Below are 14,522 nucleotides of genomic sequence, written 5' to 3'. Positions count from 1 at the left end.
ATTATGAACAAAAACACACCTTTAAACACGGGCATGCAGCCCGATTTAAAAACTGAAGTCGCCATTATTGGTGCCGGCACATCGGGTTTGTACACAGCTTACCGTTTGGTAACCGATCAAAAATACAATGCCAGCCAGGTTCAGATTTTTGACATGAACGATAAACTGGGCGGCAGACTTGAATCGGTAATTATGCCAGGTATGAATTTCTGGGGCGAGCTTGGTGGTATGCGTTACCTCACTTCGCAGCAAATTGTAACCACTTTAATTGAGGGTTATCCGCTTAGCGAAAAAGATCCGGCCAAACGTACACCTGTACTTAAAGATAAAATGACACCCGTTCCCTTTCCGATGGGCAATCCTTCTGAATTGTTATTCTACCTACGTAAGCAACATTTTAAGCAGGATGCCTGGAATGTGGCGCAACGCTATGGCGAAAAGCTAACTACCCGGTACTACCTCAATGACGATGATTTGGGTTTCAGCTCTGATCAGCTGTTCAATAAAATTATTTACGATGTGCTAATGGCCGATCCATGGGTAGCCAAAACCTATGGCGACAAGATTATTAAAGGTACTGGTATTTATGATTATTCTTTTGAGTTAACAAGTCGCGATTGGGATAACATTAAACCGAAACTGGTGTACAATTTCCCTAACTCACCTTACGATAAACGTTTGGTGAACGATCTGGGTTTCTGGAATTTAATTAAAGATCAGGTTTCGCAAGAGGGTTACGAATTTTTAGCCAATGCAGGCGGTTATTATTCAAATACCATTAACTGGAATTCGGCCGAAGCTTTTCCGTACATGGTTGGAGATTTCTCGGCCGGCACCATTTACAAAACCATCGAAGAGGGTTATGATAGCATTGCATATGCGGTAGCCAATGCCTATACCGATCATGATGGCGCTTGTATATGGGCGAAAAATAAGCTGCTCACTTTTACCAAAACGCATCCGTTCATCCACACGCATAAATACGAGCTTACTTTCTTAAACATCGAAACCAATACCAAATGGAAAGTGTATGCCAACACCCTTGTACTGGCCATGCCCCGGAAATCGCTGGAACTCTTAGATCAGGATAATTTCTTTTTCGATATTAACGAAAATTCGGTACTGAACAACAATATCCGTTCGGTAATTATGGAACCGGCCTTTAAAATATTAATGGGCTTTACTTACCCATGGTGGAAAGACCTTGGCATTGATTCGGGTCACTCGATTACCGATTTACCAATGCGCCAATGCTATTATTTTGGTACCGATCTGCAAACCAATAACTCGATGTTGCTGGGCAGCTATGGCGATATGGAAACGGAAACTTTCTGGAAAGCACTTACCGATGATAAATTGCTTTTCAAAGTAAAACCGGCCAAATCGGCTTCGCTGAAAGAACTGCACCAACTGGATAGTGTGCAGGCTACCAAACTGATGGTTGATGAGTTGATGAGCCAGTTGCGCGAACTGCACGGCGCGCAGGTAACCATTCCCGAGCCTTATGTAACCTATTTCAGAGATTGGACCGACGAGCCTTTTGGCGCAGGCTACCATGCGTGGAAAGCGGGCTACTCGGTTGAAAATGTAATGCCTTATATGCGCAAACCGGTAGCAGATGAGCAGATTCACATTATTGGTGAGGCTTATTCTGATCAGCAAGGCTGGGTTGAGGGTGCTTTCTGTGTAGCCGAGCTGATGTTACAGGATTATTTCGGCCTCAAACGCCCGGTTTGGTTAGATAAGGATTATTATTTGGGTTGGTAATGGAGGGGAATGATCAAGGAGCAATAACCAAGTACCAATAATCAAAAACCAAATACCAATGATCAAAAAACAATAATCAAGTACCAATAATCGAGAAGGTGTTCAGCGTTTGATGTTGAGCGCCTTCTTCTGCTTAACAGCTTTTTTTTTTAATTTCCTTATCCATCTAATTGCTATCCTTTGTCCTACCGATTGATGCGATAACCATCTGATTTGTTTTATAAGTCTGGCAGCCTACAAATAAAAATACAGTAGGCACATAAAATATTTTTTTCTTATTTATATAATTTAATAATGCAAAGCTTATGAAAGCTTTGCATTATTAAATAGGATATGATAAACCTGATGATTAAAAAATATAAAAACCAGGCTTGGTCATGGCTTAAAAATATTTTGTGACAAATTTTCATGTGCCTAAAAAACTGTCACAAAAATTTTGGGCACAAAAGTGTGTGCAAGATTTAAAAAAAGTAAAAATTGGCCACAATAAAAACGTACACCATGCCGCTTAAAAACTATGGCTTAGTACAAATGAACGAATGACGAATGAACCAACGAGTGAATGAACTAAATAATCAATATCTTAACCAAAATCTAATATTATGATCTCCATACCACGCATTGCCAATTTCAACAACTTATTAAGAGAGAAGGGACTTACCTTAATTTGTGCTGAAAGCATTACCGCAGGCTTATTATCAAGTACTATCGCTTCAGTTTCTGGCGCCTCATCTATATTAAAAGGCAGTATTGTAACTTACGATGCTACGGTAAAAACGAAAGTACTGGGAGTTGATGAACAAATTATAGCAGATCATACAGCCGAATCTGAAGAAACAACTTTTGCCATGTGCGTGGGTTTAAGAAAACTATATCCCGATACCGCTATTGCGGTTGCCGTTACAGGCGTGGCCTCACTACCTACAACCGAATATTTTATAGATAAAGAGGTTGGTCAAATTTATGTTTCTATCTGGTATAAAGCATTTCATCATTTCGAAACGGTAATTAGGGCCAATGAAACTGATGATCAGCGAAATGAAATCCGCGAAAAAGCAGTGGAATTTATTTTAGGAAAAATTGAGGAGATTGTGGGTGTTTAAGGGGCTGGGCAAATTATTCTAACCGCAAAGCACGCAGAGAGGAAGGTGCAGAGGGCGCTAAGTAAGATATAATGAATAATATCAGTACATCTGTGGCTGTTTTAAACCAAATCATAAAGCCAATTCATGATTGATTGATTGATTGATTGATTGATTGATACCATGCTTAATAATCTTAACTTCTCCTATGATAAATAATTAAACCATTAAGCAATTAACTTAAAAGTGATGTGATTAGATAAAGGTATCACTTAAACGACCAGTTACAGCTTCAAGCACTTCGAATGCAGTTTCGGCCATTTTATTGCCTTTGTTATCGAGTAAAGGGTTAACCTCGGCCACTTCTAAACAAGCAACCTTGCCAGAATCGATTATCTGGTTAATAATTTCGATTATCTCGTACTGGTCGAACCCTTTGGCAACGGGTGTACCTGTACCATAAGAAATCAGATCGCAATCCATGCTGTCTACATCAAACGAAATATAAATGAGCTTGCAGGCAGAGAGTTTCGTTAGGGCTTCTTCTACACAGGTAGCCAGGCCACGGTACCGTACTTCTTCTGCCCGGTAATTGCGAATCCCTTCTTGCTGCATTAACCAGTCTTCGGCCTGCTCGGTATCGCGCACTCCGAAATATACCAGATGTTCGGGTTTAAGTTTAGGAGCTGGAGTACCAATGGCTTTCATACGGCCCCAATGAGTTAGGGTTTCGCCGCTTATTTCATTAATGTGCCACGCAGGATTATCGTTAGCCAGGGCAGCAGCAAGTGGCATGCCGTGAATGTTACCCGAAGGCGAAGTGTAGGGCGAATGCAGATCGGCATGTGCATCGATCCATACCACCCCCAGGGTTTGATCGGGGTAAGCAGCTTTTATACCACTTATAGTGCCTAGGGCAGAAGAATGATCGCCTGAAAACACGAGTGGAAAATGGCCATGGGTCAGGGTTTGTGCTACTGTTTCGGCCAGTCGCGTGCATTGCTGCAACACCTGACCAATACGTTTGGCAAAGGCATTACGGTCTTTATCGTAAATAGATTCGTTGTGGGTTTCTTCATCAACAAAAGGAAAGCTGTTAAAATAATCGCTACCCTTGTTAATGGCTGCAATTTCGATGGCATCGATCCCCATATCCGAACCGCGTGTGCCGGCACCAATGTCTGACCGGTTTTTAACGAGTTTAATGGTACGTGCTTCGGGGTTAATCAACTTGTTCTCCATTTATGAATATCTGGTTATGGCTGCAAAGTAAGTAAAATGAGTTGGAAAGCGAAGTGAGAATTGGAAGTTAAAATAAGACAGTTGCTTTTTTATTTTAAGTGCAATTTTAACCGTAAAGCACACAGAGAAAAAGCGCCGAGGCACCAAAGCGTATGGTTTATGACAAATCCACTAGTAAAACGATCCGTGTATTCTGAGAATCCGTGGCTATTTTAACTAAGTAAAATATAACTAATAACATCTGTGCATCCGTGGCTATTTGCTAACGAAATTATACTCCTATGCTGTAATTCTTTTGCCCAATATGGTCAGGCTTTTTTCTACGCCATCTAAAACGGCGATATCAGGAAGTTGCCCCCATTGCTCGAAACCAAATTGCTGAAACAGGCGCAAGCTGGGTGTATTGTGCGAGAATATAAAACCAATGAGGGTCTTGATGCCGTAATTGGGCGCCTGGCTTATGCAGTACTCTAAAATCCTTTTACCAAGACCTTTACCCCTGCTTTCAGTATCGATGTAAATGCTGATCTCGACAGTGGCCTGGTAAGCTGGCCTGCCGTAAAAAGATTGAAAGCTTACCCAAGCCAGCGTACAGTTTTGAGTATCTTCTACTACCCATAGCGGCCTGGTGCTATCGTGCTCATTAAACCATTGTTCGCGACTGGCTACCGATACGGGCTCAGTATCTGCAGTTGCCAATCTGGTAGGTACGGTAGTGTTATAAATTTCTACAATTCGGGGCAAATCGTTTCGGGTTGCAGTCCTGAATTTTAATGCGTCCATATTAGTTTTTGTTTAAATGGGTTGTAAGGGTTTTACCTGCCGTCCTAAACATATTTCTAAAAACTTTTAACTTAAGCTCGGAGATGCCCATGCCAGCAAAGATAAACAGTCCGCCAATTAAAAGCTGCCAGGTAATTACTTCGCCAATGAGATAAGCTGCCGCAAGTGCTCCGAATATGGGTTCTAAAAGATAAATTACCGACACCCTTTCGGCACTGATGTATTGCTGTGCCATGTTGGATACGGAATACATGTAAGCAGTTGAAAAAAGCGAACAGAAAATAACGCCAAACCAAAAGGTATTGTCGGCTGGCAACAAGCTTTCTGATGTACTCCAGGCAACCGCCACAAAAGTAAGCAGCGCACAAGTGGCAAACATGGGTACAATGGTAGCCACAATATCTATCCTGGCCGATTCTTCTTCAACCCTGATCAGGTAGTAGGCAAAAGCGATGGCACCGCCAATGGTAAACATATCGCCTGCATTAACTGAAAAACCATTTTTAACAGAAATAATAAACAACCCTACTAACGAAAGGCTTGCAGCAATCCAGATTTTAAGGTTGGGCACCTTTCTATACATGGCCATTTTTAACATGGGTACAATCACCACACAGGTTCCGGCCAAAAATGCAGATTGCGAAGCCGAAGTGAGTTTAATACCCAAAGTTTGCAAGCCAATCCCAAGCATCAGCGGAATGGCCAGTAAGGCTCCTGAAACAATGCTTTTATAATTAAGATGCTTTAACTTTTTGCGAAAAACAATCGACAGGACAAGCGTTGCCCCCACAAAACGATAAAGTAAAAAAAGTTGTGGTGAATGATTGCTAATCGATAATTTAGTTACCGAAAAAGATATACCCCAAAAAGCGGTGCCTATAACGAGTAATACCAGGAAAATATTTTTTTTGCCCATGTCTATAATTGTTTTTTCATCATCAGATCGGTCTGCTCATCGTTGCCTAACCGAAAAACATGTGAGTTAAATACTTCGAAACCCGCTTTGCTGTAAAAACGGAGCGCCCGCTGGTTATTTTCCCACACACCCAGCCAAATGTTTTTACATTGAAGCGCTTCGGCTACCTCGAAGGCTTTATTTAACAGGGCCTGCCCAACCTTTTGACCATGAAAAGCCGACAGCACATATATCCTTTCAATTTCGAGCGCTTCTTCCAGTTCTTGCTCGGTCTGCGCATCACCCGTATTCAGTTTTAAATAACCAACTACATTTCCTTCAGAAAAAGCAAAGTAAAACTGAGAGTTGGGGTGCTCAAGTTCTGCCATCAGTTTATCATACGAAAAACTCGAATCGAGGTAGGCTTTCATATTAGCTTCGCTGGTGGTATCGGCAAAGGCTTCTAAAAAGATTTGCCGGCTAATGGATTGCAATGTTAAAATAGCTGACGGGCCGACCTGTTGTATGGTTAATTGATGCATTTTTATGTTGTTTGCTGGCTTGTAAAGCAGATTGATAATACAAAGATAAGTCGCTTAATAATTCAATAAAATGCTATTTTATCATTTATTAATGCATAAATTGCAATAATGGATCTACAGCAAATCAAATATTTTTTAATCCTAGCCGATGAACTTCATTTCTGGAAAACGGCTGCAAAGATGAACATTACGCAATCGGCATTGAGCCGACAGATACAGGCTTTGGAGCAGGAACTGGATATCCAGCTGTTTATCCGTAATAAGCGCAATGTAAAGCTTACAGCAGCAGGCAAGTTTTTGAAGGAGAAATGGACGAAACAGTTCAACGAGATAAGCCATATCCATAAGTTTGCGAGTCAAATTCAGCTGGGCGAATATGGTACCATCAGGATTGCACACCCCGATTCTATTTCGGGTTCGCTGATCCCACAAATTACTTCGCGGATAAATGAGGAGTTTCCTAAACTGCAGATTGAACTGGTGCAGGTGATGTATGAGAACCAGCATGAATTTTTGGCCAACTATAAGCTCGATGTGGTGATAACCCGTGATAAGAATACAATAGATGGGATTAGCGCAAAAAAAATCTATACCGATCACCTCGCGCTGGTTGTACCGGAAGATCACCCGCTTAAAAGTGTTGATGAGCTGAATCGTGAAATACTGGCTGCTGAAAAATTTATTTTGCCCGTTAAGGATGAGGGTAGCAGCTATAACCACATCATTAAAAATGTGTTTAAATCTTTCGGCATACAGCCCAATGTTTACCTGCACTCTGAATTTGGTTCTACTATTATCGCATTGGTGCGCCGGAAACTGGGTGTAGCTATTTTGCCCGATTCGTATATCCATCATGCCATACCAGGCATCAGGTACATTCAGTTACCCTACCCAACCGATCTTTACCTGAACTGGCGAAGCGATGATGAGAACCCGATTATAGCCAATATTATTAAGCTGTTGTTGGAGATCGAGTTGATGCCGGAGGCGTTTTAACCGCAAGGTATGCGCGTGTTATGCCGTGCATCCGTGGCTGTTTTAACCGCAAAGAACGCTGAGGAAAAGCGCAGAGGGCACTGAGATTACAGTAACCACAAATACAATTGTATCTGAGTTGGGAGTAATAAGTTTGGAGTTAGGACTGGCTAAACCTATGGGTTGGCCTAATGAACCAATACTTAGGGTAAGTGGCATACAGCCCTTCGACTGCGCTAACATTGACAAACCCAATAGAAAATCGTCATTTCGACTGAAGCAGCCGGTTTTTCACCGGTAGCGGAACGGAGAAATCTATAGAGACAGATCTAGCTTCGCTGAGCACTAACGTGGTTCTCGGCTGCGTTGCACTCCGCCCGAATGACAACCCCAGAAGGGCTGTTACTAATATTGATTTTTATGAAATAAATTAATCCTCAGGGTCAAAATCGTGTTTAAGTTGCGCCTAATGAGGTTGAATCGGGAATGGATTAAACTATGGGTTAGCCTAATGACAAATGAACCAGTAAACCTTTAGTTAGGCCTGTTTTCGCATAGCCAGCTTTGCATATAGGGAAAAGGCTGGGTTTGATTTTTTTCGGCTTGTATTTTATCGAAAGTCATGCCGCACCATTGTAATAGCGGTACGCCCATAAAAGAACCTTGTTGAAAATTTTCAATGATATTTCTTCCACCTGATTTATACCCATCGTCATGAAACACCACTATCGGATCGATATTAAGGTGAATACAAGCTGCGTAAGACCAGGCAATAGCCATCATCTCGCCGCCCTGGTGGAGATCTGAAGGTGCTAAATCATCGCTCATCTCCTGCCTGATTGCGGGTGGCATGCAAGCCAGGTGCCCGGCTTCATGCAAAATATCGCCTGGATAAAGCAGTTTATTGGTATCGATAACTAAGGTTCCTTCGCTGAGCTTCAACCCCGGAAGAAAGGTTTGACCGTTAATTTCAGTAAGCTTATAAACCAAACCGATCCTATCTAAAAAAGAAAGGATCGGTGAGATTTCTGATAAAAAGGATTTCATGCTGAAACATTCGACAGATAAGGTTATTTCCCCTACCCTGATTTTGCATTTTAAGTTTTATCTAAAGTTGTATTTCAATCCGAGTTCGAATTCGCCGTTTGCATAATTCTGTATATCCGAAGTGTTGGTGGTATACATGGCCAATATCGATAAGCGGTTTTGGTAAGTAGTACCCACCCCTGTGCTGAAACTATTACTGGTGTGATAAATACCGGTAAACAAAAGTTTATTGCCCCAAAACTGTGCATTTAAACCAAGATCAACAATATCGCGGTAGTTATCAATACCTCTGTAGCTTACTTTTGGCTCGATAACACTCAGCACTTTATCTGGATTAAGAAATTTGTAGCTTACCGATGCAAAATAAGAAGCACGGTCTACCACTGTTCTTTCATCGTCGCGTTTCAAAAAGCGCTTCAGGTTTAATACCGATCCCTGAACGTTGAAATGCTGACTGCGGTAAGCTATACCGAAATCGCCATCAAAATACAGTTTGCGCTGGTTAAAATTAGTTAAAGAAATATCGCTCTGGTTTCCTTTAATCTTTGTCATATCGATCCACTCGTTCATGATGCCTGCTGAGAGACCAAAATCAAGATAATCGGATCCGTTGTTAAGTGGCAGGTGGTAAGCATATGTACCTTTAAAACTGGTACGTTGAATTACACCGATATTCTCATTATAAAATGATGCACCTACACCAACCTTATTGTTATTGGCGCCATAAGCTGCCGTTACCGACTGCATGGCCGGAGCCCCCTCTATTGCTGTCCATTGTGCCTTATAAGCTGCAGCAGCTTCCCAGCCCTTTTCAATACCTGCCATGGCCGGATTGCTAAGGTAAAGGTTTTGGTAATACATACTGCCCATAGGGTTGAGCTGAGCAAAGGCCGGGATGCTGAGACCGAACATCACCAATGTGATAAGCATTTTCCTTGTTTTCATCTTTATACTTTTTTATGCCATAACCAGCGGTTTAAACTGGTTATGGCAGGTTAAATCTTAGTTATTACCTACAATTGTGATGTATCCTTTTCTTACTCCGACACCCGGACCAAAGTCGATGATATAGTAGTAAGCGCCTTCAGGAACCAAAGATCCTTTTAAGGTACCACCCCAACTGTTGTCATACCCTTTCATTTCAAATATCGACTTACCGGCGCGATCGAAAATGCGTACGGTGTTGTTTGGATACATGTCAATATTTTCAACAACCCAGGTATCGTTTTTACCATCACCGTTTGGTGTAAGTACGTTCATGATATTCAACACCTGGTAATCGGCCCTTACCTCGAGGGTAAAGGTTTTGGTGCTGCTACGTCCGTACTGGTTAAAACCGGTAACTGTATAAGTAGTATTTTGAGTAGGCCTAACGGTAAGTAAAGCATTGTTTTGGCCACTAAGGATACCATTGGCATTTGACCACTGATAAGTTAATGCGCCTGTTGCAGTAAGTACGGCAACTTCACCTTTACTAATGCTGTTACCTTTGTTGCTGGTAATGGTAATTACCGGTGGCGGGTTCTCGATTACGGTAAACGACTGCACCACATTGGTTGCTGCCTGGTAATCGGCGTTTCCGGCCTGACTGGCGGTGATGTTAATTACACCTGCTTTCAGGATCTCAACCTGGTTACCATTAATAATCCGCGCTACTGCCGGGTTACTGCTGGTATAAGTTACCGTTAAGCCAGAGCTGGCTGTTGCGGTTAAGGTAAAGGTACCATCGGTATCTAATTTATTGGCTAAAGCTGCAAACGTAATGGTTTGTGCAGTTGGATTAACCGTTAGTGTACCTGCAACATAAGTAATGTTATAGTTTGCTGCTGCTGCACCACTTGCTGTAATAGGATAATTACCTGCTGATGATGTTGTAGTAGCGGTTGTACTTAACACTACCGGACTTGTTAATACCGCTGAAGTTTCGGTACCCACAAAACCACTGTAACTTGCTGTAAGTGCAGGGTTAGCTGCGCCAAAGTTTTTGTTTTTATTATCGGCTGTAATTACCAGCGTTTTTCTGGTGATTTGAAGATTAGCTGGCGTGTAAGTAATACTGTAATTGCTACCTGCGCTAAGTGTATTTTGCGCGATCGCATAAGTACCTACTACTTCACCTGCTGCCCTGCTTAATGCACCTGTAACGTTATCGCCTGTTGCTAATGCACCTGCAGCTAAAGCATAGGTTAATGCAGGGTCTGCTTCGCCATAAACTTTTGTCTTAGCATCGGCAGTAACCGTAATTGGTTTTACATCGATGTTTGCAGTTGTAGTAGCTACACCGGCCAAAGTATAGTTGGCAGCTTTGGTACCCGATAACAGTAAACCTGCACCTGTAACCACTTTTGCTGTACCTACATTTTTATCGGCAAAGGTAGCGCTTCCACCGGTTAAGCTTACATCGGCTACATCTCCGGCCAGTACTCCTGTTAAGGTTCTCGTTAAAATAGTAGCTGTGGTATTACCATCGTAAATCTTGTTGCTGGCAGTAATGCTACCGTTAACGGTTTTCGCAGTAATGGCTGCTGTTGTGGTTGCTACACTGGTTAGGCTATAGTTAGCTGCTTTCGCACCTGTAATTGCCATGCCTGCAGCGGTTACAGTTTTACCATTAGCTACGTTTGCATCGGCAAAACTTGCAGTACCACCTGTTAAGGTTACATCGGCAACATCGGCTGTTAAAACACCTGTTAAGCTTCTGGTTAATACGGTGGCAGTAGTGTTACCATCGTAAACTTTATTACCGGCAGTAAATGATCCGGTGATATTTCTAACTCCAATGTTAGCCGTTGTGGTGGCTACTCCGGTTAGGCTATAGTTAGCAGATTTTGAACCGGCTAAAACCATTCCTGTTGAAGTTACCGTTTTACCTGTACCAATATTGGCATCGGCAAAACTAGCTGTACCACCGGTTAAGGTTACATCGGCCACATCTGCTGTAATTACTCCAGTTAATGTTCTGGTTAAAATGCTAGCCGTGGTGTTACCATCATAAGCTTTATTATCAGCCGTAAATGTACCTGCGATATTTTTTGCTGTAATGTTAGCGCTTGTAGTGCCTACTCCTGTTAAATTGTAGTTGGCAGCTTTGGTTCCAGTTAAAGTTAAACCTGTAGCGGATACCGTTTTGGCTACACCAACATTTGCATTGGCAAAGTTTGCTGTTCCACCGGTTAAAGTAACATCGGCCACATCGCCTGCCAATACACCGGTTAAGGTTCTGGTTAGGATATTTGCAGTAGTATTACCATCGTAGATTTTGCTATCGGCGGTAAAGTTACCGGCAATATCTTTAGTGGTAATATCGGCAGTTGTGGTAGCAACCGAAGCTAAAGTATAGTTAGCAGCTTTGGCACCGGTTATGGTCATGCCTACGGCTGTAACGGTTTTACCTGCACCTTTATTGGCGTCGGCAAAGCTTGCCGTACCACCTGTTAAGGTAACATCAGCGGCATCGGCTACTAATACTCCTGTTAAGGTTCTGGTTAATACTGTGGCGTTGGTATTGCCATCGTACACTTTATTATCCGCAGTAAAGTTACCTGTAATGGTTAAACCAGTAATGTTAGCGGTAGCAGTAGCTACTCCGGTTAGGTTGTAATTACCAGCTTTTGTACCTGATAAATTCATACCCGTTGCGGTTACGGTTTTACCTGTACCAATGTTAGCATTGGCAAAGTTTGCTGTTCCACCGGTTAAAGTAACATCAGCAACATCTCCGGCCAATACTCCCGTTAGGGTTCTGGTTAAGATATTCGCGGTGGTATTGCCATCGTACACTTTGTTACCGGCAGTAAAGTTACCTGCAATGTCTTTTGCAGTAATATCGGCTGTGGTAGTACCTACTGATGCTAAAGTATAGTTAGCTGATTTAGCTCCTGTTAGCGTTAAACCCGTTGCGGTAACCATTTTACCTATGCCTTTGTTGGCATCGGCAAAAGTTGCTATTCCACCTGTTAAGGTTACATCGGCAACATCGGCAGCTAATACGCCTGTTAATGTTCTACCCGAAATAGTAGCAATGTTATTGCCATTGTACACCTTATTATCAGCTGTAATATTACCTGTAATGGCCAGGCCTGTAATATTCGCCGTGGTAGTGGCTACTCCGGTTAGGTTGTAATTACCAGCTCTTGTTCCTGTAATGGTCATGCCTGCAGCAGTAACCGTTTTACCTGTACCTACACTGGCTGTTGCAAAACTTGCGGTGCCACCTGTAAGGTTAACATCAGCAATGTCTGCTACTAATACACCTGTTAATGTTCTGGTTAATACAGTTGCTGTAGTATTACCGTCGTACACTTTGCTGTCGGCTGTAAAATTACCGCTGATATTTTTAGCCGTAATGTTTGCAGTAGTTGCATTTACAGTAGTGATATTGTAATTGCCTCCTTTAGCTCCTGCCAATACTAAACCTGATGCATTTACAGATTTACCAGTACCTACATTTTCGTTATTGAATGTTGCAGTACCTCCGTTAACGGTTACATCTGCTAAATCAGCAGCCAGTACACCTGTTAAGGTTCTGGTTAAAATGTTGGCTGTAGTATTACCATCGTACACTTTACTATCGGCTGTAAAGCTTGCAGTAAGGTCTTTAGTTGTAATATCGGCCGTAGCAGTATTAACTGTACCCAGGGTATAGTTGGCTGCTTTGGTTCCGCCAAGCGTCATTCCGGTTGCGGTAACGGTTTTAGCTGTTCCTTTATCGGCATCGGCAAAAGTTGCTGAGCCACCTGTTAAGGTAACATCGGCTGCATCAGCTGCCAATACACCGGTTAAGGTTCTGGTTAAAATCGTTGCAGTGGTGTTACCATCGTACACTTTATTACCTGCCGTAAAGTTACCCGTTAAGGCCAGGCCGGTAATATTGGCTGTGGTGGTAGCCACTCCGGTTAAATTATAGTTTTCAGCTTTGGTTCCATCAAGGGTCATGCCTGTTGAAGTAACTGTTTTTCCTGCGCCTACAGTTGCTGTAGCGAAGGTAGCTGTACCACCAATTAATGTTACATCAGCAACATCAGCTGGTACTACGCCTATTAAGCTTCTGGTTAAGATACCTGCTGTGGTATTACCATCGTAAGCTTTATTGGCAGCAGTGAAAGTTCCGCTGATATCTTTTGCTGTAATATTCGCTGTAGTAGTATTTACGGCAAATAAAGTATAGTTACCTGCTTTAGCACCTGTTAATACCATGCCGGTTGAGGTAACTGTTTTACCGTTTCCGGTATTGATGCCACCAAAGGTTGCTGTTCCACCTGTTAAGGTTACATCGGCAAGATCGGCTGCTAATACTCCTGTTAAAGATCTGGTAAGGATCGTTGCACTATTGTTACCATCGTACACTTTATTATCGGCTGTAAAACTACCTGTTAAGGCCAAGCCTGTAATGTTAGCAGTAGTTGTTGCAACAGACGATAAGGTATAGTTACCTGCTTTGGTACCACCTAAAGTCATACCCGCTGCAGTAACGGTTTTGCCAGTGCCTACATCGGCTGTACCGAAAGTAGCTGTACCACCTGTTAGGTTAACATCGGCCGCATCGGCTGGTAATACTCCGGTTAAGGTTCTGGTTAATACACTTGCGGTGGTATTGCCATCGTAAGTTTTGTTATCGGCAGTAAATGCACCGGTTAAAGCTAAGCCGGTAATGTTGGCTGTAGTAGTAGCAACACCTGTTAAGTTGTAGTTTGCTGCTTTGGTGCCTGTTAAGGTTAAGCCAGTTGCTGTAACAGTTTTACCTGTACCAGCATTTTCGTTATTGAAAGTAGCAGTTCCGCCTGTAGGCGTTACATCTGCCGCATCGGCCAGTAACACACCTATTAATGTTCTGGTTAAAATGCTTGCGGTATTGTTACCATCATAAGCTTTATTACCCGCAGTAAAATTACCAGTGATATCTTTAACGGTAATGTTAGCTGTTGTGGTATTGATCGTTGATAAAGTATAGTTACCTGCTTTGGTACCACCAAGGGTCATACCTGTTCCGGTAACCGTTTTACCATTGGCAACACTTTCATTGTTAAAAGTTGCTGAACCACCGGTCAATGTAACATCAGCAGCATCTCCTGGAAGTACACCAGTTAAGGTTCTGGTTAATATACTTGCATTGTTAGTACCATCGTAAGTTTTGTTATCGGCAGTAATATTACCGGTAAGTACTAAGCCTGTAATATCGGCAGTGGCCGA

Annotated in this window: 10 protein-coding genes; 3 read left to right on the top strand and 7 right to left on the bottom strand. The window is 42.4% G+C overall.

Annotated elements, in window-relative coordinates; genetic code table 11:
* Window positions 1-3: 3 nt before the first annotated feature.
* Together DBR40_RS10790 and DBR40_RS10785 are read left to right on the top strand one after the other, a co-directional pair.
* The gene (locus DBR40_RS10790) at window positions 4-1,767 is read left to right on the top strand and encodes a flavin monoamine oxidase family protein (RefSeq protein ID WP_124559759.1); all 1,764 of its coding nucleotides are present in this window, start codon (window positions 4-6) and stop codon (window positions 1,765-1,767) included.
* Between the two features lie 602 nt (window positions 1,768-2,369).
* Window positions 2,370-2,870 carry a CinA family protein gene (locus tag DBR40_RS10785; RefSeq protein ID WP_124559758.1) on the top strand — a complete coding sequence of 167 codons (501 nt, stop codon included), beginning with the start codon at window positions 2,370-2,372 and terminating at the stop codon, window positions 2,868-2,870.
* A gap of 234 nt (window positions 2,871-3,104) precedes the next feature.
* Here the strand turns inward: DBR40_RS10785 and DBR40_RS10780 are convergent, their stop codons facing one another.
* The 4 genes from DBR40_RS10780 to DBR40_RS10765 form a co-directional block, all read right to left on the bottom strand.
* On the bottom strand, window positions 3,105-4,091 hold the full coding sequence (locus DBR40_RS10780) for an arginase (RefSeq protein ID WP_124559757.1): 987 nt from the start codon (window positions 4,089-4,091) through the stop codon (window positions 3,105-3,107).
* A gap of 279 nt (window positions 4,092-4,370) precedes the next feature.
* On the bottom strand, window positions 4,371-4,874 hold the full coding sequence (locus DBR40_RS10775) for a GNAT family N-acetyltransferase (RefSeq protein ID WP_124559756.1): 504 nt from the start codon (window positions 4,872-4,874) through the stop codon (window positions 4,371-4,373).
* 1 nt (window position 4,875) lies between these two features.
* On the bottom strand, window positions 4,876-5,790 hold the full coding sequence (locus DBR40_RS10770; protein ID WP_124559755.1) for a DMT family transporter: 915 nt from the start codon (window positions 5,788-5,790) through the stop codon (window positions 4,876-4,878).
* 2 nt (window positions 5,791-5,792) lie between these two features.
* Window positions 5,793-6,311, bottom strand: a complete 519-nt coding sequence (locus DBR40_RS10765; RefSeq protein WP_124559754.1) for a GNAT family N-acetyltransferase — start codon at window positions 6,309-6,311, stop codon at window positions 5,793-5,795.
* 108 nt (window positions 6,312-6,419) lie between these two features.
* Here DBR40_RS10765 and DBR40_RS10760 point away from each other — a divergent pair, with 108 nt between their 5' ends.
* On the top strand, window positions 6,420-7,307 hold the full coding sequence (locus DBR40_RS10760; RefSeq protein WP_124559753.1) for a LysR family transcriptional regulator: 888 nt from the start codon (window positions 6,420-6,422) through the stop codon (window positions 7,305-7,307).
* A 513-nt stretch (window positions 7,308-7,820) separates the two neighbouring features.
* Here the strand turns inward: DBR40_RS10760 and DBR40_RS10755 are convergent.
* The 3 genes from DBR40_RS10755 to DBR40_RS10745 all read right to left on the bottom strand — a co-directional run.
* Window positions 7,821-8,333, bottom strand: coding sequence for a hypothetical protein (locus tag DBR40_RS10755; RefSeq protein ID WP_124559752.1), 513 nt, complete (start codon window positions 8,331-8,333; stop codon window positions 7,821-7,823).
* A gap of 57 nt (window positions 8,334-8,390) precedes the next feature.
* Entirely contained in the window at window positions 8,391-9,278 is an 888-nt protein-coding gene (locus DBR40_RS10750; RefSeq protein WP_124559751.1) for a PorP/SprF family type IX secretion system membrane protein, read from the bottom strand.
* A gap of 57 nt (window positions 9,279-9,335) precedes the next feature.
* Window positions 9,336-14,522 (bottom strand): YDG domain-containing protein (locus tag DBR40_RS10745; protein WP_148090177.1); only part of this gene is annotated, 5,187 nt, incomplete at its 5' end.

Source organism: Pedobacter sp. KBW01 (assembly GCF_003852395.1).
In the GTDB taxonomy this organism is placed as follows: domain Bacteria; phylum Bacteroidota; class Bacteroidia; order Sphingobacteriales; family Sphingobacteriaceae; genus Pedobacter.
This window is presented reverse-complemented; position numbering and strand designations above follow the sequence as displayed.

What these genes read in the sequence shown, in the direction of transcription:
- DBR40_RS10790 (WP_124559759.1), top strand. Translation starts at nt 4, where the DNA reads ATGAACAAAAACACACCTTTAAACACGGGCATGCAGCCCGATTTAAAA.
- DBR40_RS10785 (WP_124559758.1), top strand. Translation starts at nt 2,370, where the DNA reads ATGATCTCCATACCACGCATTGCCAATTTCAACAACTTATTAAGAGAG.
- DBR40_RS10780 (WP_124559757.1), bottom strand. Translation starts at nt 4,091, where the DNA reads ATGGAGAACAAGTTGATTAACCCCGAAGCACGTACCATTAAACTCGTT.
- DBR40_RS10775 (WP_124559756.1), bottom strand. Translation starts at nt 4,874, where the DNA reads ATGGACGCATTAAAATTCAGGACTGCAACCCGAAACGATTTGCCCCGA.
- DBR40_RS10770 (WP_124559755.1), bottom strand. Translation starts at nt 5,790, where the DNA reads ATGGGCAAAAAAAATATTTTCCTGGTATTACTCGTTATAGGCACCGCT.
- DBR40_RS10765 (WP_124559754.1), bottom strand. Translation starts at nt 6,311, where the DNA reads ATGCATCAATTAACCATACAACAGGTCGGCCCGTCAGCTATTTTAACA.
- DBR40_RS10760 (WP_124559753.1), top strand. Translation starts at nt 6,420, where the DNA reads ATGGATCTACAGCAAATCAAATATTTTTTAATCCTAGCCGATGAACTT.
- DBR40_RS10755 (WP_124559752.1), bottom strand. Translation starts at nt 8,333, where the DNA reads ATGAAATCCTTTTTATCAGAAATCTCACCGATCCTTTCTTTTTTAGAT.
- DBR40_RS10750 (WP_124559751.1), bottom strand. Translation starts at nt 9,278, where the DNA reads ATGAAAACAAGGAAAATGCTTATCACATTGGTGATGTTCGGTCTCAGC.